23 protein-coding genes are annotated in these 25230 nt (G+C 51.8%); 7 read left to right on the top strand and 16 right to left on the bottom strand.

The features are described 5' to 3' along the window. Positions 1 to 8: 8 nt before the first annotated feature. Both ACETK5_RS03955 and ACETK5_RS03950 read left to right on the top strand, forming a co-directional pair. Complete coding sequence (locus tag ACETK5_RS03955; RefSeq protein ID WP_326114642.1) at positions 9 to 896, top strand: ATP-binding cassette domain-containing protein; 888 nt, start codon at positions 9 to 11, stop codon at positions 894 to 896. Then, entirely contained in the window at positions 893 to 1681 is a 789-nt protein-coding gene (locus ACETK5_RS03950; protein ID WP_326092566.1) for an ABC transporter permease, read from the top strand. The genes ACETK5_RS03955 and ACETK5_RS03950 overlap by 4 nt, the downstream gene beginning before the upstream one ends. A gap of 436 nt (positions 1682 to 2117) precedes the next feature. On the opposite strand, the gene ACETK5_RS03945 is transcribed toward ACETK5_RS03950, so the two are convergent. From ACETK5_RS03945 to ACETK5_RS03930, 4 genes are all read right to left on the bottom strand, one after another. After that, complete coding sequence (locus ACETK5_RS03945) at positions 2118 to 2915, bottom strand: TetR/AcrR family transcriptional regulator (protein WP_100538616.1); 798 nt, start codon at positions 2913 to 2915, stop codon at positions 2118 to 2120. Between the two features lie 144 nt (positions 2916 to 3059). Continuing rightward, on the bottom strand, positions 3060 to 3419 hold the full coding sequence (locus ACETK5_RS03940; protein ID WP_394054328.1) for a VOC family protein: 360 nt from the start codon (positions 3417 to 3419) through the stop codon (positions 3060 to 3062). 271 nt (positions 3420 to 3690) lie between these two features. Then, the gene (locus ACETK5_RS03935) at positions 3691 to 4428 is read right to left on the bottom strand and encodes an SDR family oxidoreductase (protein WP_394054327.1); all 738 of its coding nucleotides are present in this window, start codon (positions 4426 to 4428) and stop codon (positions 3691 to 3693) included. Positions 4429 to 4493: 65 nt separating this feature from the next. Continuing rightward, complete coding sequence (locus ACETK5_RS03930) at positions 4494 to 4757, bottom strand: Atu4866 domain-containing protein (protein ID WP_100539491.1); 264 nt, start codon at positions 4755 to 4757, stop codon at positions 4494 to 4496. Positions 4758 to 4955: 198 nt separating this feature from the next. On the opposite strand from ACETK5_RS03930, the gene ACETK5_RS03925 reads away from it, so the two are divergent. Then, positions 4956 to 5885: an AraC family transcriptional regulator gene (locus ACETK5_RS03925; RefSeq protein ID WP_100538619.1), complete on the top strand. Its 930-nt coding sequence runs from the start codon at positions 4956 to 4958 to the stop codon at positions 5883 to 5885. 107 nt (positions 5886 to 5992) lie between these two features. Here the strand turns inward: ACETK5_RS03925 and ACETK5_RS03920 are convergent, their stop codons facing one another. From ACETK5_RS03920 to ACETK5_RS03910, 3 genes are all read right to left on the bottom strand, one after another. Next, a complete protein-coding gene (locus tag ACETK5_RS03920; RefSeq protein ID WP_098748258.1) occupies positions 5993 to 6826 on the bottom strand; it encodes a carbohydrate ABC transporter permease in 834 nt (277 codons plus the stop codon). 16 nt (positions 6827 to 6842) lie between these two features. Further along, positions 6843 to 7733, bottom strand: a complete 891-nt coding sequence (locus ACETK5_RS03915; protein WP_100538620.1) for a carbohydrate ABC transporter permease — start codon at positions 7731 to 7733, stop codon at positions 6843 to 6845. Positions 7734 to 7831: 98 nt separating this feature from the next. Further along, positions 7832 to 9232, bottom strand: coding sequence for an ABC transporter substrate-binding protein (locus ACETK5_RS03910; RefSeq protein WP_394054326.1), 1401 nt, complete (start codon positions 9230 to 9232; stop codon positions 7832 to 7834). 402 nt (positions 9233 to 9634) lie between these two features. Here ACETK5_RS03910 and ACETK5_RS03905 point away from each other — a divergent pair, with 402 nt between their 5' ends. The 3 genes from ACETK5_RS03905 (at position 9635) to ACETK5_RS03895 (ending at position 12062) form a co-directional block, all read left to right on the top strand. Then, on the top strand, positions 9635 to 10120 hold the full coding sequence (locus ACETK5_RS03905) for an anthrone oxygenase family protein (protein ID WP_100538622.1): 486 nt from the start codon (positions 9635 to 9637) through the stop codon (positions 10118 to 10120). A gap of 284 nt (positions 10121 to 10404) precedes the next feature. Further along, positions 10405 to 11091, top strand: a complete 687-nt coding sequence (locus tag ACETK5_RS03900; RefSeq protein ID WP_394054325.1) for a G1 family glutamic endopeptidase — start codon at positions 10405 to 10407, stop codon at positions 11089 to 11091. A gap of 83 nt (positions 11092 to 11174) precedes the next feature. Beyond that, positions 11175 to 12062 carry a DUF2268 domain-containing putative Zn-dependent protease gene (locus ACETK5_RS03895; protein ID WP_394054324.1) on the top strand — a complete coding sequence of 296 codons (888 nt, stop codon included), beginning with the start codon at positions 11175 to 11177 and terminating at the stop codon, positions 12060 to 12062. A gap of 74 nt (positions 12063 to 12136) precedes the next feature. Here ACETK5_RS03895 and ACETK5_RS03890 read toward each other — a convergent pair whose 3' ends face one another. Both ACETK5_RS03890 and ACETK5_RS03885 read right to left on the bottom strand, forming a co-directional pair. Next, on the bottom strand, positions 12137 to 13363 hold the full coding sequence (locus ACETK5_RS03890; protein ID WP_100538625.1) for an amidohydrolase: 1227 nt from the start codon (positions 13361 to 13363) through the stop codon (positions 12137 to 12139). A 52-nt stretch (positions 13364 to 13415) separates the two neighbouring features. After that, complete coding sequence (locus ACETK5_RS03885; protein WP_326114703.1) at positions 13416 to 14006, bottom strand: ankyrin repeat domain-containing protein; 591 nt, start codon at positions 14004 to 14006, stop codon at positions 13416 to 13418. Positions 14007 to 14212: 206 nt separating this feature from the next. Between ACETK5_RS03885 and ACETK5_RS03880 the strand changes: the two genes are divergently transcribed. Continuing rightward, complete coding sequence (locus ACETK5_RS03880) at positions 14213 to 15082, top strand: LysR family transcriptional regulator (RefSeq protein ID WP_326114627.1); 870 nt, start codon at positions 14213 to 14215, stop codon at positions 15080 to 15082. Positions 15083 to 15165: 83 nt separating this feature from the next. On the opposite strand, the gene ACETK5_RS03875 is transcribed toward ACETK5_RS03880, so the two are convergent. From ACETK5_RS03875 to ACETK5_RS03845, 7 genes are all read right to left on the bottom strand, one after another. After that, on the bottom strand, positions 15166 to 17016 hold the full coding sequence (locus ACETK5_RS03875) for an ABC transporter ATP-binding protein (RefSeq protein WP_127591689.1): 1851 nt from the start codon (positions 17014 to 17016) through the stop codon (positions 15166 to 15168). Next, positions 17000 to 18775, bottom strand: coding sequence for an ABC transporter ATP-binding protein (locus tag ACETK5_RS03870; protein WP_100538628.1), 1776 nt, complete (start codon positions 18773 to 18775; stop codon positions 17000 to 17002). The genes ACETK5_RS03875 and ACETK5_RS03870 overlap by 17 nt, the downstream gene beginning before the upstream one ends. A gap of 350 nt (positions 18776 to 19125) precedes the next feature. After that, entirely contained in the window at positions 19126 to 21183 is a 2058-nt protein-coding gene (locus ACETK5_RS03865; RefSeq protein WP_100538629.1) for a HelD family protein, read from the bottom strand. 202 nt (positions 21184 to 21385) lie between these two features. Then, positions 21386 to 22219, bottom strand: coding sequence for an ABC transporter permease (locus ACETK5_RS03860; protein ID WP_326114624.1), 834 nt, complete (start codon positions 22217 to 22219; stop codon positions 21386 to 21388). Further along, positions 22216 to 23172, bottom strand: coding sequence for an ATP-binding cassette domain-containing protein (locus ACETK5_RS03855; protein WP_326114622.1), 957 nt, complete (start codon positions 23170 to 23172; stop codon positions 22216 to 22218). The genes ACETK5_RS03860 and ACETK5_RS03855 overlap by 4 nt, the downstream gene beginning before the upstream one ends. A gap of 60 nt (positions 23173 to 23232) precedes the next feature. Continuing rightward, positions 23233 to 24051, bottom strand: a complete 819-nt coding sequence (locus tag ACETK5_RS03850) for an NAD(P)H-binding protein (RefSeq protein WP_394054323.1) — start codon at positions 24049 to 24051, stop codon at positions 23233 to 23235. A gap of 35 nt (positions 24052 to 24086) precedes the next feature. Then, positions 24087 to 24998: a helix-turn-helix transcriptional regulator gene (locus tag ACETK5_RS03845; RefSeq protein ID WP_100538633.1), complete on the bottom strand. Its 912-nt coding sequence runs from the start codon at positions 24996 to 24998 to the stop codon at positions 24087 to 24089. Positions 24999 to 25230: the final 232 nt, after the last annotated feature.

Here is a 25230-nt window from a genome sequence, read left to right as displayed (position 1 = left end):
TTCTGACAATGAGTAACTATGCTGTTGAGATTCGGCAACTTCGCAAAAGCTTTGGGCACCAAACCGTGCTGGACGGGATCGACCTGAGCGTGCCGCAAGGAAACGTATTTGCTCTTCTGGGTCCTAATGGGGCCGGCAAAACAACCCTGATCAACATCCTGTCCACATTGGTGACGCCCGATGCAGGCAGCGTGAGGATTAACGGATTTGATCTCCGCCATCACAAGCAGGATGTGCAGCAGTCCATCAGTCTGACCGGCCAATTCGCTGCCGTTGACGAAGTATTGACCGCGGAAGAGAACCTGCGGATGATATGCAGGCTGTCCGGTCTATCTGCAGCGGAAGCGCGCCTGCGAACCGCCGAACTGCTCGAACAATTCGATCTCACTGCTGCTGCCGCCAAGCGCGTGAAGACGTATTCGGGCGGGATGAAGAGACGGCTTGATCTTGCGATCAGCCTTGTCGTGCCGCGGCCCGTGCTGTTCCTGGATGAACCGACCACGGGACTGGATACACGCAGCCGCCGTACCCTGTGGGATATCATTCTGCAATTGAAGAGCCAGGGCATCACCATACTGCTGACCACCCAGTATTTGGAGGAAGCGGATCAGCTCGCGGATCGGATCGCGGTCCTGGATGGCGGGCGAGTCGTTGCTGAGGGAAGCCCGGCCGAGCTGAAGGCCCGGGTCGGAGGAGAAGTGCTGGAGCTCCGTAACGAACACGAAGAGGTGATTCACAGGATTCCGACAAGCGGCAGCATCGGGGACGTCGCGCAGACGCTTCAAGAGTTCACTCGCCTGATACCGAATGAGACGCGCGTAAGTCTTCATAGACCGAATATGGATGATGTATTCCTGTCGCTAACCGACAAGAAATTGGAGGAAATCATATCATGAGAGCAACAGCTTCGAATACAAAAACAACGTCCTTCGCGGTCACCCAGACCGTCTTTATCGGTCGCAGCTTGCGTCACAGCATCCGGAACGCGGAGGCGATGATTACGGCAATGATGCTGCCGATCATGTTGATGCTGCTGTTCACCTATGTATTTGGCGGCGCCATTGATCCCAGCGGACAGTATGTAGACTACGTGGTGCCGGGAATCATTCTGCTATGCGCAGGTTTCGGATCGTCCAGCACGGCCGTCGATGTCTCCCAAGATATGACCAATGGCATCATTGACCGCTTCCGGACGATGCCCATTCAAAGCATGAGTGTCATTACAGGACATGTGGTAGCCAGCCTTGCCCGAAACATGCTGGCGACTGGCGTCGTTATCGCTGTGGCTCTGCTCGTTGGATTCAGGCCTTCAGCCGGACTTCTGGATTGGATTCTCGCCATCGGCTTGATCGCGCTCTTTATCTTTGCTTTCACCTGGCTTTATGCCGCCATCGGCCTCGTTGCAGGCAGTCCGGCAGCGGCCAGCAGCTATGGATTCGCCCTGCTCTTCCTCCCCTACCTCTCCAGCGCCTTCGTTCCTACGGAGACGATGCCGACATGGCTGCAAGGGGTCGCAAGCAATCAACCGATCACGCCGGTGATCGAGTCCATTCGTGGGTTGCTGACGGGAGGTTCCATCCAGGGTCATATCGGCTGGGCAATAGGATGGTGTCTGTTCATCCTTATCGGCTCCATGGTATGGAGCATGTGGACCTTTAAGAGAAAAGCTGGGCGACGCTAAATATGCATAGGGGGCGACAGCTATCCAAGGATGCCCCGGACCATGCACCGTGCGCATATTGGAGCAGTGCGCACGATGTAGCATTGCTTTTTTAAGAGCCACTCTGGACATGGCATCTGCCTTCCAGCGGATGTCATGTCCGTCCCGGAACGATATCTACCAAACCCGACGCTTGTTAAAACATCCGCTTTGGCCTAATCAACCAGCAAAAAAAAACCGATCCTCATGCGAGGATCGGTTTTTTTACCCAGCTGCGGCGCGCTTTTACGGCACTCTCTTACGGCAAGCTCTTACTCCACACTCTTACTGCACTTTCTTACTGTACACTCTTACTCCACACTCTTACTGCACGCTCTTATCTGCATGCTCTTACGGCACTTTCTTATTGCACTCTCTTATCCACCACGACCTGTAACTGTAACTTAGGCCGATATCATTACTTGTCCGACTTTCCCGGCTGTGTCTTGGTCTGGAGATAATGATCAATGCCGTCCAGAATGCGTTCTAACCCGAAATCAATGTCATTGCCAATCGGATTCACTTCCTCGTTGTCTTCCGTATAGACCCCCGACATCACAACCGGATACAGGAACGGAAACCGATCCGGCTTCATAAGCTGTTTCAGCGCTGCCGTATAATCGATTCCACTGAACTGTTCCGGGGTGGAGCCTGCCTGTATGGCGCGGTCCATATCCCGCTGCATCATGCCGCTTGATCTAGCGTAATTGCTTAACAAGAGAATCAAAGACATCCGCTCATAATCATTCAGCGGCAGATCCGTCATGAATCGCAGACCCCAATCGATAAATCGCAGATTGTTCGGCGTAATGGGAATACCCGTAATCGGAATGTCTCCAAACCAGGGGTGATCCCGGAATACCTGCATCGTCGATTTGACGTAGACCCGCATATTCTCGCGCCAGTCGGCAGAATCTTCCGGCGGAATGGGAATATCGCACGCGGCGTTCTGCATCAGCAGCAAAAGGTCGTCCTTACTGGAAATGTACCGGTACAGCGACATGGCGGTAAAACCCAAGGAGGACGCGATTCGATTCATGGAGACAGCGGAAAGCCCTTCTTTATCGGCGATCTCGATAGCCGTCTCCACAATTTGCGACAGGCTCATCTCCCGTTTCGGTCCCCGCTGCGGCGGCTTTACCAATCCCCAGCTAAGAGCCGCCCCCCTGGGCAGCTTGGATCCAATATCCGAATCCATACTCTCATCGTTTGACATAAACAGTGTATCCTTTCTGCATCCTAGCTTCTGATGGCAACTGCTAATTGTTTATATTATAAACAGTATATCACATGTGTTCACCCTTATGAACCAGGTAGAATATGAGCACGCATGCGAGGATACGGACTTGACACCAAACATTTAATCATGTGACAGATGCATCAAAATGTTGACCAGCTTCCCGAACGGATCGCGGACAAAAAAGCGTCTTACTCCCCAAGGCTCATCAACCGGTCCATATTCAATGGAAAAGTCTGCCCCCCTCATCGCATCCAGCACAGTCTCTAGCTCATCCACTTCGATCGACAGATCCGGGACGGGCGTGCCGCCGCCTCCCTCGGAAGCAAAGCTGATCTGTATGCTCATCCTCTCCTGCGAGCCATAAGTGGTGATCCAGCCATGATCCATTAACATATCCAGACCCAGCACATCTTGATAAAACGTCTTGGCTGCGGCGACATCCTTCGTTGCGACATTTGCGACAATGCGTTTAACTCCCAACTTATACTCCTCCATTCATCACGCTAAAAATATCATTACATCTACGTTATACACACCCTCATGTAGCTACACGACTAAAGTATAACAAATCCTTCCAACAAAAAAAGCTGTTGAGATTTAATTCAACAGCTTTTTCGTTAGCTCCCTGATGCAGTTGTTGTTCCCTTCCCTCATGCAGAAGCCTGACGGCTTGTGCTCAGACCTTAGCTTTTTCGGTAACATGAACCAACGCTCCATAGGGGGTTGTTCTCATCATGGACGTATCCTTGAATTAAGCGGAACTCGAGGTCGGCCTGATGATGATTTCATTCACGTCGACTTCCGGCGGCTGCTCGATGGCGTATAAAATCGCTTGTGCAATCGAAGTCGCCGGGATGGATATTCTTCGATATTCCTTCATGACCTGTCTGGCCGTATCATCGGATATGCTGTCGGCCAGCTCCGAATCCGTCACGCCCGGCGATATTTGCGTGACCCGAATACCGCTGCCGACCTCCTGGCGCAGGCCCTCCGAGATTGCGCGAACCGCATGCTTGGTGGCACAATAAACGGCTGCGGTTGGCGATACTTCGTACGCACCAATGGAAGCGATATTGATAAATTGGCCAAAGCCCTGCTTCTGCATCACCGGCAGCCCTGCTGCGATACCATGGAGGACGCCGCGGATGTTCACATCGATCATCCGGTTCCACTCGTCCACCTTCAAGGCCTCCAAGGGTGATAGAGGCATGACCCCGGCATTGTTGAGCATGACATCCATCCGCCCGAACTGGCTTACCGCCAAGTCGATGAAAGATTCCATTTGATCGAGATGAGCCACATTCAGCGATTGGTAAACCGCTGAGCCGCCTTCCCCATTCAAATCGGAAGCAAGCTTCTCCAGCCGGTCCGTTCTTCTTGCCCCAAGAACCACATGGGCGCCATGATGAGCCAGCAACCGGGCTGCCGCTTCGCCGATCCCGCTGCTCGCGCCTGTAATGGCCACGACTTTTCCTTTTACGTTAGACATACAACTCTCCTCCTGATCCTGTTCTGAACTTCCAAGCCAAGCCGTCTTCTGCTATAAACGCACGGTCAGTTTTCCCGATACAATACCATCCCTGCATGATAGAGAACGCCGTCCCGAAAATCACCGTCAGCCGTAAATCCGGTGTCATCCACATATTCGATATGATCGCCTTGAATGAAATAGCGGCCTTGATAGGCGCTTTTGCGCCGACCCCGTGCTTCATCATAACGACCGTTCGGCAGCAGCTCGTGGCGGATATATCCGTCCTTGGTCACCCACATGCCTGCATAGGGATGCTGCACCCCATTCGCGTTAAGAGCTGGATCCATTGCATATACCCCCATTCCTCTTATCTGATCCTCTTGAATTTCATGAATAACCGTCCTGTCTTCAACCATCGAGGATATTCTTATTATGCGTTCATACAGCATTCATTCGGTAGCCGAATCCACCACGATTCTTGCCTATTCCTACAAACTTGATTAAGATTAAATCAGATACCATCGGAGGAGGTTTATCGAACCGGGATGTTAGATCATGAAGGAATCAGTCTGCAGAACGAACTTGCAGGATACATAGAAAAATACACGGGTACTGACGGTACGCATGCTACGGCTATAGCCGATCTATCTTTTATACGGGCATCCAATGAGTCGGAAATGATTCACTCGATTCATGAGCCCGCACTGTGCATCGTGATTCAAGGCAGAAAACTAATCATGCTGGCACAGGAATGCTATTTTTACGACCCGTCCAGTTATCTTGTCGTCTCGCTGCAATTGCCCTTATCCGGCCAAGTGATTCAAGCATCACCGGAGAAGCCCTACCTGTGCCTTCGGCTGGATTTGGATCGACATCAGATCTTCGATTTACTCAAATCCTGCCAAGGGACTCCTCCTAAGAAATCCGATTCCAAAAAAGCCCTGTTTGTCAGCCCGATGAATCAAGCGCTGCTGGATGCCGTCGTCCGACTCGTACGCCTTCTGGATACGCCAAAGGATATTCCCGTCCTTGCTCCTCTGATCACGAAGGAAATTCTTTATCGAATCCTTCAAGAAGAACAAGGCCAATCCCTGAAACAGTTTGCCGTCAGCGGCAGTCATGCGCAGCGAATCGCGGCAGCGGCCCAGTTGATCGAGCAGCATTATAATCAGCCCTTACACATCGCTAACCTGTCCGCAGCCGTCAATATGAGCCCTTCTTCGCTTCATCATCACTTCAAGGAAATCACCGCCATGAGCCCGCTTCAATATCAAAAACAAATCCGATTGCAAGAGGCCCGCCGGCTCCTGCTCTCGGAAACATCCGAAGCCGCGGATGCCGGCTTTCAGGTCGGCTATGAGAGCCCCACTCAGTTCAACAGGGAATATGCCCGCATGTTCGGTTTGCCTCCGATCCGAGATATCAAGCGTCTTCGCGATTCATTGGACCTCGGTCCCAGGCAGGGCCATGCTTGATTGGGACAATACAGCTCACGGTAAAGATTTCGCCAAACACAAAAAAACGGCATGGCTGCCGTTTTTTCTACTTTGGGCACCCGATGCCCTGCATTCTTTTATTTTTCCTATCCCTTCGTTCCGCCCTGCAGCCCGAAGCCCTTGGACATGAATTGCTGGGAGAGAATGTACATGATGATCGCCGGGATGGCGTACAGCACCGAGAAGGCGGCCAGGCTGCCGTAATCGACCATGCCATACTGCCCGAAGAACTGATAGAGCTTCAGGGAAGCCGGGAATTTCTCAGGCGACTGCAGCAGGATATACGGGACGAAGAAATTGCCCCAACTGCCCGAGAAGGTAAATATCGCCACCGTACAAATACCCGGAACCATCAGCGGTGCCACGACCTTGCGCATTCCCGTAAACACCGAAGCCCCGTCCACCCAGGCGGCTTCCTCCAGATCGCTCGGCACGGAATCCATGAAATTCTTCATCATCCAAATCCCGTATGGCATGGACGACGCTACATAGAACAAGATGACGCCCAAAATATTGTCATACAGCTTCAGCCCCAGGAACAGCTGGTAAACAGGCACCATCACAGCCGTAATCGGGAGCGATGTCATAAACAGAATGGTCAGCATAAAGGGTTTCTTATATTTCATCTGATAACGGGATAGCGGATAAGCTGCAAGCAGCGCCAGAAGAACAACCAATACGGCTTGGCCAAGCGACATCACCAGACCAATCAGGTAAGCACGCTGGTTCTCGCTGCTGGTCATCACCTCGACATAGTTTGCGCCGGTAACCTTGCTGGGCATCTTCAGCGATTGCATCGCATTCGGATCGACGGAAGCCACGAGCACCCAAAGCAGCGGCAGCACAAAGCATATGCCGATCCCCGTAAGGATCGCGTACGGCAGAATACGATAGATTAATTTACGTTGTTTGGCATTCATATGATCTCACCTCTGGTTACTCTTTCATCGACCTGATATACAGCAGGCTTAAGACAATCCCGATCAACAGCAGCAGCAGCGAAATGGCGGTTCCATAGCCTAATTGATAGTTTACAAACGCCTGATTGTACATAAAGATCGGCAGGGTTGTCGTGGAGTTGCCCGGACCGCCTCCGGTCATCGCATAGATGAGCCCGAACACCCCGAGCGTCTGTAAAGTAACCAGCATCATGTTCGTTGTAATGGTGCTTTTGATGTAAGGGAGGATGATGCGCGTGAAGATTTTCCACTTGGAGGCTCCATCCACCACCGCCGCTTCCTCGATTTCGTTAGGCACGTCATCCAGCGCTGCTTGAAATACCAGCATCGAGAAAGCCGTGCCGTGCCAAATATTCGCAAGAATGATCGTCAGCATCGGGACGGTAAACAACCAGGTCACTTCCGAAAATCCAAAAAAAGTGATAATTGCATTGAGCGTGCCCTCATCCCCGAAAAAGCTGTACAGGCAAAGGGCGCATACAATCTCGGGCGTCACCCAGCCCGCCAGCACAATCGTTCCAATCACCCGCCGAAACGTCTTGTTCCGCTGCTTCATCAGCAGCGCGATTAGAAATCCCAGCACCTGCTGCCCGATCACCGCCGAGCCGATGAGGAAAACCAGCGTGTTCCAGATACTGATTCGAACCGTGGGGTCCTGGAACATCCGGGTATAGTTGTCAAGGCCGATAAACTTGAGCTCCCTCGCCGCTTCGCCGGTTAACGCCAGATTGGTGAAGGAATAGAAGAACGTTAACAGGATGGGATATATAAAAAACACGAGCATAATCGCGATTGAAGGCAGCAAAAAAAAGAGCCAGGTATACGTTTTTCTTCGTTTCGGGTAAACGTCCACGGACAGACTGCTCATGTGTGGTTCTCCTTCCATACGGATGATCTGAAAAACCGCTTGCCCAAGCCTCCGCGATGAATGGAGTGCTTGAGCAAGCTGGTTTTGCTTATAGCCGATTATTTCTCCACGATATGATCCGCTCCGACAATGCGGGTGACGTCCTGCGCATATTTATTCATGGCATCCGCAGGCGACGTTCCCGTTGCCACGGACTCCACCATCGTCTGGATTTGAGTCGACACTTCCGGATACTTCTCCTGCGCCGGTCTGAACTCTGCGTTCTGCAGGTATTCGGTCGCGATTTCGTTGAACGGCATTTTCGTATATTCCGGATCCTTGGCAACATCGGCACGTACCGTGATATTCCCCGAGGACATGACAAGCTTCTGAGTATTTTCCTTGTTTAGCGCATACTTGATAAATTCCCAAGCCTCGTCTTTATTCTTGGAGTTGCTTGGAATCGACAGCGCCCACCCTCCGGCCAATGTAATCGAACCAGGGTCCTGCCCTTGGCTGGTCGGCATCGGTGCGAAGCCAAGCACATCTTTGTATTCAGGCCATGGCGCCGCACCTGATTCCATATAGTTGCCCGTAATCCAGGAGCCATCAAGTGAAATGGCCAGCTTGCCCTGCGGCAGGTATTCGCGGGAAGCCGTATTGCCTGCCTGGCCATTCAATACTTTGGAGAGCGGCGGTCCGAGCTTCTCTTTATTGACCGTCTCGACAAAAGTCAGCGCATCCAGAATGCCCTGGCTTTTCGTAATCCATTTGCCGCTGGCATCGTCATACAGTCTTTCGCCTGTTCCATAAAGCAGCATTTCGTAGGTTTGCATGGAGGTTGCTTCGCCTGTAGCCTTGCCCATGTTCATCCAGATCGGCACAACGTCAGGCGCCTTCTCCTTGATCGTGCGCGCAGCGCTTAAGACCTCTTCCCAATTCTTAGGCTGCCAATCCTCCGGAAGACCCGCTTGTTTGAAAATGTCCTTGTTGTACCAGAGTCCCCTGGAATCCGTATTGTACGGAACGCCATATACCTTGCCATCGCTGGCGGTGACCCCCTTCTTCATCGCTTCGATAAAGGAACCGTTGCCCCAGTCTTCCCACGCGGCCAATTTATCGTCAAGCGGCTCCAGATAACCTGCGCTGGCATCAGAGTTGAGGATAAAGGTATCCTCTGTCACAATATCCGGCGCCGTATCTTTAGACTTGAGCGCCAAGGCCACCTTGGCAAAATAATCGCCTTCCGATGCCTGAATCGGTGTCGGCTTAATCTCTACACTTTTATCGGGGTAACTGGCCGATACTTCCTTAAGCCATTTATAGAACGCTCCGTTCTCGCCGATTCCGTCATCCCGAAACGTAACGGTAATGATTTTCTTAGCCGTTTCTCCATCCTTTCCCGGCTCCGGATCACCGGTATCGGCCGGCGTTCCCTTCCCCCCGGTACAACCGAATAACAAAGAAACGCTTAATAAAGCCGTCGTTACTAGCCAAAATCCCCTCTTACGTGACTTCATACGGATCCCTCCTTTTGGCTGCAGCATATTTGATATATTATCCAAAATTTGTATACGCTTACGAGAGCGTATATATAACTCTATTTTGAAAATAGTGTGGATATTCTGAACTTTTTTTCGTTGAAAGGAGGCCACTCGATATGAAAGCAACGTGCAGCGGCCATTCCTTCGGCATTTTCTCTTCATATTCTTTATTTTCATAACGGGCGACATAACAAACTAATTACCAGAAATAGAAAATATTAATATATATTTCTGAGTCTATAGATTGATTATGAAGTCTCTGCATGTTTAGGTCTTTACTTTTGCTGGAAATCCTATTATATTTGTATGTACAAACAATTAAATGAACTTGCTGGAACCATACCCGTAATAACCTATGACATTGGAGGTATACCATCCATGAGTGACCGCTTGATTTTTTTGTTGGCTTTATTCTCGGTAACTGGATCAGGACTCATAGCCGGGCTGTTCTTCGCTTTCTCGTCTTTTATAATGACAGCGCTGGCCCGGATTCCGAACGAACAGGGGATCAACGCCATGCAGTCCATCAATGCAACCATACTCAACCCGACGTTCGGTGCACTGTTTACAGGTACTGCCCTAACGAGTATTGTCCTTGCAGTCCTATCCCTCATGCGCTGGGGGGAACCGGGCTCGTTATACTTGCTTACCGCCAGCCTGCTCTATTTAGCAGGATTCCTCGTAACGATGGCGTTCAACGTCCCGCTAAATGACGCACTGGCCGCCGTTGACCCGGGAAGCAGTGCCGGAGGCGAGGTGTGGAACAACTACCTGAAACGCTGGTTGCCCTGGAATCATGTACGAACCATCACTTCTTTAGGGGCGATGATCCTGTTTGTTTTTGCGCTAAGGCATCTTAACTAGCATGCGATAATGAAGTGTCGATGACCCATAAGCCTTAAACGCCTGTTCATCGTTCCACACAAGTTATGAAATGCCGATTCTAAACTTGCGCCCGTCGCTTGATCCTCGATGATAACCGAAACATCGTCGTTCTCTTCCACGGACGATTGGGTTTGCTGCAGGGAGGGCTTCACGAAGGAACAACGTTCCTCAAAGCCGTGCAATAACTTTCTAACAGATCACCCATACCAACTCTACCGATTCTTCATTAGATATACTATCAATCTAGTAAAGGCGGTGGAGATATGGGGATTCTCACGATAGATCAGTGGAATCACACATGCCAACTTGACACTTCAGCCAAGCCGCGTCGTAACATCGGATGGATATCAAGCAATTGGAGCGGATACAGCATCACTGGAAAAAAAGGGGCTTTCAAACGGATCTCCGCCAAATGGAATGTGCCGTTTGTTCGTCCAAGCCGCGGGGCGTCCTACTCCTCGGCATGGATCGGCATTGACGGATTCGGCAACAGCAATCTGATACAGACCGGAACGGGTCATGAATTCATAGACGGCAAGGCTTATTATTATGCTTGGTGGGAGATTCTCCCCGCCTCGGTTACGATCATTCCGCTGCCCATTCAGCCGGGCGACCGTATGCTTGCCAGCATCATCAAGCGCAGCGGCTCGAACTGGTTGATCTGTCTTCGAAACGTATCCCGGAACTGGACCTTTCGCACATTGCAGCGGTACAATGGTCCACAGACCTCGGCGGAATGGATCGTCGAAGCGCCGCAGGTCAATGGGGCTCTTGCGACCATGGCACGATTATCCCCCGTCGCCTTCTCCTGCTGCCGCGTCAATGGGAAAAGCCCCAAACTCACGGCGGATGATGGGGGCATTATGCTTCAGAATCTAAGCGTCACCTCCATTCCTTCTAATCCGAACAAGGCAGGAGACGGTTTCATTGTCAAAAGCGTTCGTCAATAAGGGGCTTGACCTTCACGCAGCGTAAAGGATTATCCTCATGATAATACGGAGCAGCCATGCTCCGGTTAGAGGAGGAAATCAACATGCAATTGATCGCTATCGATACACTAACCCATCAACAACAAGCTTTGAAATCTGAGCCTGAGCTGCGGAGCTCCGCATATGAGCAGCTTGTGAATCAGCCGCTTCAGCCGTTTATGGACACGATACGTAAGCGTATGCCTCAAGGGCAGGACGATTACGATATGACGCAGCTGCTGGGATTATACCGCTTGGCCGCTCATCCTGAAGAGGCGCTCCAGGCTTTGTCCCGACTTGAACAAGCCGGCTCCTGGAGCCGGTGCAAGGAAGCCGTGATGAAGGCTTATACTGCATTGAAACCGCAAGCTCACGGCATTGAGCTGGGGGAATTGCTCTTCACCCTGGCGCTCGGTGATCATGAGCGGTTCGGCCCGCATCCCGGATATACAGGCTCAGGGGGAACGCCGGGGCAAATCATGGTTGTTGTGTGGCCGAACGATTATAATCTGCCAAGGCTCGCAGCCATTACGGCACATGAATTCCATCATAACGTCCGGCTCTCTTACGAGCCATGGAGCGCAGAGACAACGGTCGCTCAATACCTTGTGCTGGAAGGACTCGCCGAAGCTTTTGCCGCCGAGATGTACGGGGAGGATCACTTGGGACCCTGGGTTCATTCCCTGGACGAGGACCAGCACAGCGAGCTCCTGCCGCGCTACCGGAAAGCGCTGCACATAACCGGGTTCAATGAGATACGAGGTTACATGTTCGGGGATCTGGAAGGGGACTTTTACGGGTTCACGAAGATGGGCATTCCGCCTTATGCGGGTTACGCCATCGGCTATCGGATCGTAACCGAATATTTGAGGCAGAGCGGTAAATCCGTGGTGGAGGCTACTTATGTTCCCTGGAAGGAAATCATAGCGGAGTCTCCCTACTTCAGGGAATAACAACTCCGTAGCCCATTAACCAACAACAGCCGCTGCACACCGGAAAAGCCCGGCATGCAGCGGCTGTTTCTATATCATGCTTCGTAAACCGGTTTTCCCTTGAACAGCACGGCCCGGCGGCGTGACCTCCTGGCAACGGCTTCTGCGGAGCAGCTGGCTTCTACGATCACCGCGTCCGCCGCATCTCCGACATTAGGCCAGGCATAACGGCCGTCCTGTTCTAACGGTGTCACGCCTCCCGTAATAAACCCGAGAGCCTGTCCGAGCGAACGCTCATCGTACATATGGAAGCGTTCGGCCAGCGTGCCCGCCTTGTCCAGATTATCCCCTTTGCCAAACGGGGACCAATGGTCCATAATGCTGTCTTGCCCAAGCGAAATGTCTACGCCGCAGCGGTGCAGCTGCGGAATCGGGATGGTTCGGCCAAGCGGTACGGAAGAGGTGACGGAAATGCCCAGATCCGCCAACCGAATCGCCACTTCATCCACTTCGCTTGGTGAGACGTCCGCGAAAGCCAGCGCATGGCTGAGCGTGACTCTCCCGTTCCAACCCGCTTCCTCCGTAAGGTCAGCTACATACTTAAAGGTATTCAGCCCTACATGCGACGACTCATGCAGGTGCAGGTCAATGCCGGCGTTGGCTTCAACCGCCAGCTCCATCACGGTGTTCAGTGATTTCTCCATGTTCTCATCCACCGTTGTGGGATCCAGACCGCCAACAAGCGCTGCTCCGTTCCGGAGCGCTTCCCTGACCAGGGAGACGGACTGGCTTCGAAGCAAGCCGTGCTGAGGAAATGCTACAATCTCAACAAAAGCTTTTTCCCTGTATCCTTCAACCGCCTGCAAGGTGGCCTCTAAATTTCTCAAGCCGACAACAGGATCCACATTGCAATGGGAGCGGATATGGGTAGACCCGTAGCGCAGCAGCAGATCCAGCAGCCCCTCCGCTCTTTCCTTGGCGGTAGGAAGAAGCTTCGGAAGCAGTCTCTCTTCCTCCTCGATTCGGCTGAATATTCCGTGAGCCGGACGGCTCGGTGCCTTCCAAGGGCCTCCATAATAGGTTTTGTCCAGGTGGATATGCATATCCCTAAATGATGGGAGCATTAGATCCCCCAACATGTCCCGAGTCGGCAATAACGTATCAGGCAAAGCATCCGCCGGGCGGATCTCTGAGAAAGCCCCATTCTCTATTTTCATATGAAAAAGTCCCGTTTCGGTTCCGATCACGACGTCATCCTCGCAGCGATAACCTGTTTCCAGACGGACATTCAGCAGCCAATATGCAGTGCTCTGTTCGTTCATAGCGTTCATCCCCTTCTCGCTTATACTGCCTTCTATTTGACTTGCTCTTTGTTTATAGCGTCGCATCCAATAGGATGCGTTCGATCTCTTGGTATCCCCGCTCCCTGGCATGCTGCAGGGGAGTTACGCCATTCCCGTCGGAAATCCGAGGGTCCGCTCCATGATCCAGCAGCAGCTTCACGATACGCTGATAATTCTCGCTGCCGTCACCCAGAATAACAGCCTCCAGCAGTGCGGTCCAGTTCAGATTATTGATATGGTTCACATCGACGTCGGTCCGGGTCAGCAGCTCCTGAACAATCTTCACATGTCCGCGGTCAGAGGCCGGAATGAGAGCCGTCCCGCCATAACGGTTGGTCAACGTCACATCCGCATCGGCATCGATCGCCAACCGCAAAATTTCCATCATTCCCTCAGCACCGGCGTACAAAAATACATTGTTCAGTTGATGATCCCGAATATTGATATCGGCGCCTGCCTGGATCAAAGCCTCTACCGTTCCGACATGATTATGGTAGGTTGCAGCCATCACGGCCGTTCTTCCTCGCTCATCCGTCGCATTGATGTCTGCGCCGGATTGAAGAAGCTGTCGTACTTGCTCCGTATTGCCTTGCTCGGCATATTCAATGAGTTCACGATTCATATTCTGCACCTCTTCTTTCTCCGGATTGGGTTGACAGGCCGACAGGAAAAGGATCAATAGAATGGCTGATAAACGCGGCACTCGATGCTCCCTCCTCTTTCTATCGTGTATATTGGTATGCTAACATGAGACAGAACCATATGAAAAATACTTAAAAAATTGAATTCACTAAGGTTTTTCATATACAAGGAGGGTTGCATCAACCTATGGACATCAGACAGCTCCGCTATTTTATTGCCATCGTGGAGGAAGGTACGATCTCGCTTGCCGCCAACCGGCTTCATATATCCCAGCCCCCTCTCAGCCAACAGCTGAAAGCAATGGAGGAAGAGCTCGGGTCCGTCTTGGTATATCGTAGAGGGAAGCGGCTTGAAATCACCGAATCGGGTAAAGCGCTGTATAAATATGCGCTCCAGATGACCCAGCTCATGGAAGAGGCCAAAGCCGAGGTGAAAGAGGTCGGGAACGGCGATAAGGGTACGCTGAGTCTTGGCATCAATACATTATCTTCGGTAGAACTGCCGTCATGGCTGCATGAGTTCAAAGCAAGATACCCCCAGGTTTCGTATAAAATTCAGCAGAACGAGTCGTATCAGCTCTGTGAGCTCGTGAGAAACCGGTCGCTTGAAGTAGCGATCGTTCGCCTGCCGCTTGAATTGGATGATTTCTCGATCCTTCATCTGCAGACGGAGCCTTTTTATATGCTCACTTCTGAGCCATCCATCGAACAGGAGATAACCCTCCCGCATATTGCGCAGTATCCGCTCATTCTGCCAAGCACGGAAGGGTTAGGCGTGTATTATACGATCCAGATGGCTTTCTCGGAACAGAAACTACAGCCGAACATTGTAGCCGAATGCTCCGACATTTCGCTGCTGCTGCGTTTGGTCGCTTCGGGTTTTGGCGTGGCGATTGTTCCCGAAACGCTGGTCAAGCAGCATGTGCCTGCATCTGTTCATGCCTTCAAAATCAAGGACACCCCGGCAGCGGCTTCCACAGCCTTGATCTGGCTGAGGGATCATCATGTCTCCAGAACGGCTCTGAACTTCATTGACTTGTTGTCAAGCGCTTTATAAATACGGCTTCCCTAATCGCACGCTCATAAAAAAAGAGGACAGCGCTAATGAAAGCTCCGTCCTCTGGCAAGAATCTGATGCGGTTATTTTGTACGATACAATGAACCGGCAGTCTCATGCTCCTGCTTCTGTCCTTGGGAGTGAAGATACAGCTCTTCATAATACCCATGGGAGTCCAGCAGCTCCTGATGCGTGCCTTGCTCCACGATCCGACCTTTGCTCATGACCAGAATTCGGTCTGCCCCCATGATGGTAGATAGGCGATGGGCAATAACAAGGGTCGTTCGCCCTTCGGCCACGAGCTGCAGCGCGTTCTGGATCAGCTGCTCCGTATGCGAATCCAGGTTGGCGGTCGCTTCATCAAGAATGAGAATCTTGGGCTGGAAGACGATGATCCGAGCGAAGGAGATCAGCTGCCGCTCGCCGGCGGACAGGCCGCTCCCCCGCTCCGACAACCGGGTGTCATAGCCTTCCTTCATCCTCATGATGATCGAATCCGCACCGATAAAGCGGCAAGCCTCGATCACCCGTTCCCTCGAGATGGTCTCATCGAACAACCGTACATTGTCCAGCACCGTCCCGGAGTAGAGATACGGCTCCTGCTGAACAAGGCCTACCATCCGGTGCAGATCGGACTGTGCGAGCTCCCTGATGTCGATTCCATCAATCCGAATGCTTCCTTCGTTCACGTCATAGAAACGGCACAGGAGACTGATGAGCGAGCTTTTTCCCGCTCCGGTGGTTCCGACGATTCCGATCATCTCTCCGGGGTTGATATGGAGATCCAGGTCCTGAATAACCGGCGCTCCGCCTTCGTAACCGAACGTGATCCGGTCAAAGTCAACGCGTCCCTCGACGCTTGCTTTCTCAATGGCCGCCGGCTTGCGTTGATCGGTAACCTCAGGCTGAATCGCCAAGAGACCCCATATCCGGTTAATCGCCACCGTCGCCGATTGCAGCGTATTCCACTGCTGGGTGATCGTGTTAATCGGCTGGAAGAATAAACGGATATACGTTATGAAGGCGTACAGCACGCCGAACTCCAGCGTTGTCCCCAGGACGGCTTGTCCGCCGAGCCACGTCACGAACGCAATGGCCAAGTTGTTCAATATTTCGTAGGAGCGGTTAAACAGCACATTCGTCCGGATCTCCCGAATATTGGCCTTGAAGTAAGAGCCGTTCCGTTCCTCGAACTGCTTCTCCTGCTCCTTCTGCTGATGGAAAACTTGAATCAGATTCATCCCCGAGAGATTCTCGGCCACAAAGGCCACCAGCCGGGATAACCGCGTTCTGGCCATCTGGTAGGTGTGGCGCATATAACGCCGGAACGCAATGGCGATCCCTGCAATGATCGGCAGCAGGATCAAGCAGTATAAGGTCAGCGTGACATCGAGCTGGAACATCAGGATCAGAATGAAGATCAAGGTGAAGCCGTCGCGGAACAGGCTGAGCAGCACCTGGTTAAAAAATTGATTAATCGCTTCGGTATCACTGGATACATGCGTAATCAAGCTACCGCTCGGCACTTTATCGAAATAAGACATCGACAGCTTGGATATATGGGCAAACAGCCGTTTGCGAATGCTCGCTACAATGCTCTGCCCCGCCTTTTGCAGCAAATTATTTTGCAAATAGGTGAACACCATACTGAGCAGCGATAACAAAAAATAAATGCCGCAAATGACCATCAGGCTCCGAAAATCGTTCTTGCCGACCATCAGATTATCATCGATTGCGATTTTCATCAGGTACGGCTGCAGCAGCTCTGCCGATATGGCAATCAAGGTGCAGCCGATAAACCCGGCAAAGATCAGCCGATATTCCTTCATGTAACCCGATAAAGCACGGAATGTGGATATATACTTGGGCTTGGACTGAGGGGCATTCAGATCCGCCTTCTGGTCCAGCTGCCAATTGTTAATGGCCTGTGCCATGATGCTTCATCCCCTCTTCCTGAATGTCATGCAGCGTTCGGTACAGTCCGTCCTTCGACAGCAATTCCTCATGCGTACCCCGCTGAACAATCTCTCCCTGATCCAGGACGATGATCTCATCGGCATGTTTCAGTGCACTGATCCGGTGCGCAATAATGATCGTAGTCTTCCCATCGCGGATATCCCGGATCGTCTCCATGATTTCCGTCTCCGTCACCGCGTCGACCGCGCTTACGCTATCATCCAGAATGAGGATCGGTGCATCCTTGATCATGCCCCGTGCAAGGCTTGTCCGCTGCCGCTGTCCTCCGGAAAGCGTAATGCCTCGCTCCCCAAGGCGGGTTTCGAACTTGTCCGGAAACTCTGCGATGTTGTCATACACCCGAGCTTTTCGTGCCGCTTCCTCAACGATTGCCGGCTCTGTGTCCCGTTTATAGAAGGCAATATTCTCGCGGATGGTCGAGCTGAACAGGAAGCCATCCTGGGGAACATAGGCGATCCCTTCACGCAGGCTTTTTAATGTAAGCTTCCGAATATCCTCCCCCCCGATCAGCACTTTCCCCGGAGGCGGGTCATAGGTACGCAGCAGCAGCTTCATAAGCGTAGTCTTGCCGCTTCCCGTTCGGCCAATGATGCCTAACGTCGATCCTGGCGGAACATCCAATTGAATACCGCGCAGAACCTGTCTGGCCCCCTCCTCTTGACCATCCACATCGTCGTAGGAAAAGGATAAATCACGCACTTCAATGCCCGGGATCTCCTGATTCAGCTCCTTGGCGCCGGGCAGTTCCTTAATATCGGCCTGCTTGCCAAGCAGGTCGTTCAATCGGTCAAGCGAAGCCCTCGCGCGCTGAACGACATTAATAACATTGCCGATCTGCTGCAGGGGATTCATCAGCATGCGAATGTAAAGCGTCAATGCGACAAAGTTTCCGACCGTAATGCGTCCCAGAATCGTCAGGTAACCGCCGAATAAGAGGGCGATAATGAGTGAGGTGGCGCCCAGAAACGGAATGATCGATTGAAAGAGCGATGATACGCGTACCAGCCGCAGCTGCTTGTCCCGGATGCGGTCCACCGTCGTCCCAAAGCGCCGCTTCATCGTATCTTCCACCGCGAACTTCTTGGTGACGCGGATCCCGCCAAACTGCTCCTCCGCGGATTCCGTCATCAAGCCCAGCGCTTCCTGCACCTGCAGCGATCTTCTTCTGATAATCGGTCCGAGCCAAACAACAATAACCGGAATCAGCAGCAAAGGGGCGATGCTCGCAGCCACCAGATACAGCGGTACGTTCGTGATCAGCAGCATGACGATCGTGGAAACCAGCAGGATGGAGGAGTTTGCCGTCTGATTGATCCCCATCGAGATGGCTTCCCTTACCGTAGTCACGTCATTCATGAAATAACTTAGCAGCTTGCCAACGCCATGCTTGGAATAAAATCGCTCACTGAGCCCCGTAAAGTGGACAAACAATCGGCGCCGGTTCATAAATTCGAAATACCGCCCCGTGTACATAACCAGAAACTGGCCGATCCCGCCGATGACGGCAAAGCCGACGCCGATGCCCAGCAGCGTCCAGCTGTAACGCACGATGCCATCGACAGACAATAAACCATCCTTCAGTTCATCCGTAAAATGGCCCAGCACCCTTGGGAAATTCACGTGAATGATGTTGGCTACCAAATGGCAGCAAATCGACAATACATAAAACGGCCACGTCTTCCTGAAAAAATCTCCAAGTATTCGATGAGAGTCCAATGTCCCATATCACTTCCTGTCCCGTTGTTGGATTGATTAGCCCGTTACGTTCCTCCTTCCATACGTTTGCTGTGCTACTCTCATATTAATAGGTTCGAGAAATAAATCAGTCCTCCTTCCTAAACGCCATATGATTTATTCAAATTCAGACATAACCAAAACGTTTATCGAAGTAATGCCTAAGAAGCGGCGCTAAGGTTAAGTTCTCCTGCGATGATCGAATGGGCTCAGCTTCGCTGAAATCTTATGCATGGTCTTAAGAAAAAAAGCCGCAAGCATCGGTTGCGACTTCCTTAAAAGGTGTTTCTATGGATGACATGGATGACGCTATCCTGATTTTCGGCTCACGCTCACACGGCCAACCAAGCTGCCGGCTCACCCGAATAGGTCAGCGAAAGTTTATGCATGGCCCGGGTACAAGCAATGTAGAGTAAGCTTCGGTCCATCTCGGAACGATAGTTTTCGCCGTCCGCAAAAGGAACGATAACCTGATCGAATTCCAGGCCCTTGGCCATATGGGCGAAGGTGATCGTAATCCCATCCTGAAAGCGGTCGCTGCTAAAATCGAGCAGATTCACGCTGCCCCCAAGCTCACTGATGGACTCGTACACCTGCCGGGCCTGCGAGGACGTTTTGCATAGGATCCCCATCGTCTGCAGCCCGGAATCTAAAAAGTGACGGCTAAGCTCTTGAATGAACGCCAGCTCCTCCCGGGCGTCACGACACCGGATCACCTGCGGTTCTTCTCCATGCCGCTCCACGGGAATCATGGTGCTGCCCGGACGGATTCGCTTCGCAAGTCCCATAATCTCCAGCGTGGAGCGATAGCTTTTTAACAGTTCAATCGTATCGGCATGTGGAAACACGCCCTTGATATCATGCAGTGAAGTGGACGTATATACGTTGACCGACTGGTTGCTGTCCCCAAGAATCGTTTTTTTGCACGAAAACCATTTGGAGAGCACGGCATATTGAATCGGTGTATAATCCTGCATTTCATCGACGAGCAGATGCTTCACCATATCGTATGATGTGCTTCCCTCCAAATACATTTTGAGATACAGCAGCGGAAAAACGTCAGCATACTCGATCGTTTTCCTTCCGATCATGACGAACATGTCCGGTTTGTTCCTATGCGAGAAGAATTCCTTGTACATGCTGAGCGCATTTTGAAATTTGAACATTTTTTTGATCGCGGTTTTGACTTTATTGGCTTCTGCGGTTGTCAGCCTCTCTCCATCCTCCGTACGAACCCGGCTTGACAGGATGGAGGCCGTCTTCTCCAATCGCTGCCTGAGCGGCATGGTCATGGTGCCAAGGTAACCCTCCATGATCTCCGAAGCCGAAATGCATACGCCCTTCAGCTGAATATCCGCAGGCAGGAAGAACTGCTCATCGGCATATTTCATATAAGCCTCCAGCTCGTGCACGAAGTGCATCCCGGCCTTATACCGGATCCGTTCAATAGCCTGCTCGTCATGGGCGTGCACGATTTCGTCCACCTGTTCGGAGAAGGTCTGGAACTGACATAATCCTCCCAGCTCTTTGGCAGCAAGCTCCTCCATCGTAACCTCCATGATTTTCTCTTCGCCAAGCTCTGGCAGAACGTTGGATATATAATCAGAGAATACTTTATGGGGGGATATAATGAGCACGTTGCTGGAATTCAAAGTCTCCTTATGGCGGTACAACAGAAAAGCTACCCTGTGCAGAGCCACTGAGGTTTTGCCTGAACCTGCCGCCCCCTGTATGATCAGCTCATTTGCGGTTTCGTTTCGTATGATGGCATTTTGCTCCTGCTGGATGGTAGCCACAATATTCTTCATCTTCTCGTCCGACGTGCTGCTGAGCTCCTTCTGCAGCACGTCGTCATTGATGTTCATGGAGCTCTCAATCATATATTCCATTTGACCGTCTTTGATTTTGTACTGCCTTTTGACGGTAATTTCGCCTTGCATCCTGCCCATGGGGGCTTCATACGACGCAGGACCGACATTGTAATCATAAAACAAGCCTGCTACCGGCGAGCGCCAATCATAGATGAAATGCTCCTGACTCCCTCCGTCCGTGAAAGAATGGATGCCAATATAGTAAGCATCTTCTTCCATCGTTTCATTCGTTCGGAAATCCACCCTGCCAAAATACGGCGAGGCGAGCAGTTTGCGAATCCTTTGCAGCCTCGATACCGTCTTCTCTCCCGTATCAATCGACAAGGAAATATCAACCCGGTTGGCCGCCCGTTCCGCCGCATCCAATTGGGCCATGTTCACCCACAGGTATTTCTTCGCTTCAATGATCTCCTTATACGAGTCGGACACCTTCCCCTCTAATTCCTCCGATGCTCGATGAAGCTCCTTGAATACAAACTCAAGATATGCCCGCTCCGCGCTTTCGCTTCGATTCAGCATTCCGATTTCCCCCTCTTTGCTAAAGAATAGCTTTAAGTATAGGGGTTTCCCGAAAAAAATATAGACTTATACTTTCCGTTGTAGTATTGTGTATTTATCGTGGGTCCAAAAATAGTGATACGATTTACATCAACCGCAAATGACATACCATAGATAAAAAACCAGGCTGCATGCTCATGCAAACCTGGTTTTTTTGTGTCTCTTACCGCTCGTTTTTTGTCTGATACAGATACAGCGTGAGCGGGGCGAAAATAGCGATAATCACCACGCAGACCCCGATTCCGAACATGCTCACGGCCATGGTAGCCGTGCCGTTCATCAGTCCCCTGACCGTGGCTGCCGCCATGCTGATCGGATTCAGATCGATAAGAATGCCCGTCCATTTCGGCATCGTCGACGAATCCACCAGAATGTTGCTGGCAAACAGCAGCGGATATATCGCGATCATGCTGGACCCCGACACCGTCTCCGGCCGCTTGGCCACAACGCCGATCAGCGCAAATATCCAGCTGACGCTGAATGCAAAAAACAAAATGAAAGCAATGGCGCATACCATTTGGATGGCGCTGCCCTCGGGGCGGAAGCCCAGCGCAAGCCCCGTACCCAGGGCAACGATAACGCCGACCGTAAAACGCAAACCATCCGTAAGGATGGAGCCGATGACGGAAGCGGGCTGCCAAAAGGGCAGCGTTCGGAAACGATTGTACACCCCTTTGGTAATATCCGAGCATATCGTGGTTCCGCTGTACACCGTCATGGGAACGACCGTCAGGATGAGGATGCCGGGCAATAGGAATTGAATATAAGCTCCGGTTGACCCGGCCATGGCACCGCCGAACAAGTAACTAAATATGAGCAGCAGCAGAACCGGTGACAGAACCGCATCCATCACCAGACCAAACCCGTTATGCTTCGTATGCTGCCAAGTTCTCCACATAAAGATTCGGATCGCCGTCAGGGCATTGGGATGATCGATATCGGCTTGACGAACAGGCAGCACGCCGTTCTTATTCGCTGTATGTTGGCTTACACTCATGGCTTGCCTCTGCCTCCCTTCGACTTCGCATGGGTCAGTGACAGAAAGACCTCATCCAGACTCGGTTCACTTAAGGCGAAATATTCAATGGCGAATCCGTTATTCATCAGCGTACGCAGAGCCTCAGTGGCGGCACTTGCGTCCTCCACCGGGATTTTAAGTACCAACGGATGATCATCCTCCAATACGTTCAGCGCGTGTGCCTCGTTTAACAAAGTACCGACCCTGCGCTGATCGGCCGGTTCGATGAATTGGATGGTTAACGTTCTGTTGCCAACGGAAGCCTTTAATTGGCGGGGCGTCCCTTCCGCAATCAAACTCCCCTTATCCATCACGGCAATCCGGTCCGCTAACTGGTCAGCTTCCTCCAGATATTGCGTCGTCAGCAGCACAGTGGTTCCCCGCTTCAAAAGAGACCCTACAACCTCCCACACTTGATTGCGGCTTTGCGGATCGAGGCCTGTTGTCGGCTCATCCAGAAAAATAACATCGGGCTCGGTAACGATACTGGCGGCAATATCCAGCCGCCGCCGCATCCCGCCAGAGTAATGCAACACCGCGCGCTCCTTCGCTTCGCTGAGTCCAAAGGATTCGATCAGCTCCTCGCTTACGGATCGAGCCGTTTTCGCCGAATAACCGTAAAGCCTTGATATCAGCATTAAATTCTGAAGACCGGAGAGCCCTTCATCCAGTGCTGCAAACTGGCCTGTCAGGCTAATCCTTCTCCGAACGTTCCGGGCATTGCCCACAATATCAAAACCGGCCACGCTTGCGAAACCCCCGTCCGGCTTAACCAGGGTGGATAGCATGTGGATGGTCGTTGTTTTTCCGGCGCCGTTCGGGCCTAACAAGGCAAACAACTCTCCTTGTTCGACTCGCAGATCGATTCCTCGAACGACCTCCATGCCGTTGTAAGATTTGCGAAGCTCCTTCGTTTCAATGGCGTAAGGCAAGTTTCACAGCTCCTCCTCTTCCTATAAAAATAGCCTTTAGAATGTCATGCTGGCTTACTCTTAAAAATCGTCCAGATGATCACGGACCCAATCAGCAAGCGTGGCTGCTGGCCGCCCCGTGACTTCCTCCACCGTCGGCAATACGGTATAACCGATCTCGGGCGGATTTTTTCCCATTTGCACAAAAAACTCAATCGATTCCTCGTCATAGCCTTGCGCTCTCCATTGATCTCTCGCCTGTTCCTCGGTCAGTTCGACAAAACGGATGTCCTTGCCTGTTACCTCGCTTATGATCCGAACCGCTTCCGTTCGCGAGAGGGCTTCCGGTCCCGTAAGGAAATATTCTTGGCCATGGTGACCCACCTCAAGAAGTGCGGCGACGGCAACCCGCGCAATATCGGCTTCATGGATTCTCGCACTCAGCGCATGGCCGAACGGCTCGCGGACTACCCCCTCCGTGCGGATCGACTCCTGCCAATCCACCAGAATATTCGCCATAAATTCCCCTGGCTTAAGCAAGGTCCATTCCATTTGGCTCTCTCGAAGGGCAGCTTCGACAGGACCTTCTTCATAGCCTACCAATACCGTTACCCGCTTTATGCCTGCCTCCTCGGCAAGCTCAATAATTCGCGGATCCGTCTGCAGGGACCCGTACGCCTCATCACTGGAGATGATCAAATGCATGGCCGTTACGCCTTGCAGGGCGGGAATCAGGCTTTCCGGGTCATTGAGATTTCCGGCAACCGCCTGAACGCCCTCCGGTACTTTCGCTTGCTGCGGATTGCGTGAGATTGCTCTCACTTCGCTGCCTTGCTGCACAAGCTGCTGCACGATGTGTTTTCCTACGATTCCTGTTGCTCCTGTTATCAAAATGGTCATTTTGAACTTCCTCCCTGATATCGTTGGGTTACGATTCATATTTTTGGATTGTTCATCATTACATAACGTTTACGGATTTCCTCCATCTCCTGCAGCAGATCTTCTTTCAGCTCCGGCGGGGAGATGATCTCCACCTTTGAACCGTAGCTTAAGATCACCGAGATGGCATAAGCTTTGGTGTAAAAAATAGTTTGGACATCAAGAAGCCCCTCGCCGGAGATGAAGGCCTCCGGAAATTGCTCGGTCACCCGCGGTCCGGCGGATGAATCGAAGCGGAGATGAGCCTGTATCCCCTGCACCGCCTCCCGATCCTCCCGCTCTAGGTTACCTCTTGGGAGGAACGTGTCGGTGGATACTTCAAGACTGGATATGCGCGATACTCTGAAAATTCGTTTCGCCTGCTTTAACAAGCAGTAAGCCTCCAAATACCACACGCCTTGTTCCCAGTACAGCTGCAGCGGCTCCACTTGCCGCTCCGAGCAGCTGCCGGATGTACTTGTATACTGAAGTGTTATCAGGTTCGAGCATTCCATGGCATTCAGAATGGGCTGAACCCATGCCCGCTCATGCTTCGACGTGCTCATATCGAATAGGATTTGTTCATGACATCCTCCGTTCAACAGGGCAGGCTGCAAGGTTCCGAGCTTATTCATAATGCTGGTGTATCTCCCCTTCACAGTCCCTTCGATGCCCTTTAAAAGATTGTAGATGGCCAAAAAGTCATCAACGGAGAAGTGCTGCCTTGTCAGATAGAACCCGTTCATTAATTCAAACCCGCCATCCGCACCGGGATAGGAAGCAACCGGAATGCCGGCCTGATTAATGAGGTCCACATCGCGGTAGATCGTACGAACCGAGACCTCATACCGGGCGGCAAGCGCCGTGGCCGTCACTCTTTTTTTGGTCAACATTTCCATTGTAATGCCTAGCAGCCGGTCGAGCTTCATCGTTAACACTCCTCGCGCTTCGTACTTTTTGACTTCTGAATCGAATATTAAAACATAAATCCTGACATCTAGTATGTCAGGATTAAATATCGTTCCTGTTGGAATAGGGATTATTTTTGATGAAAAGCAGTAGATGAGGTGGGACAACAAAAAAGCTCCGCATCACGGAGCTTCCTGCATAGATTATATCATGTTCAGACAGTCCTACTACTACAGAAACCAGCGGCTGACA

Source organism: Paenibacillus ilasis (assembly GCF_043195395.1).
GTDB lineage: Bacteria > Bacillota > Bacilli > Paenibacillales > Paenibacillaceae > Paenibacillus_AQ > Paenibacillus_AQ lautus.
The sequence above is the reverse complement of the archived record's forward strand: the minus strand, read 5'-3'. Positions and strand labels throughout refer to the sequence as shown.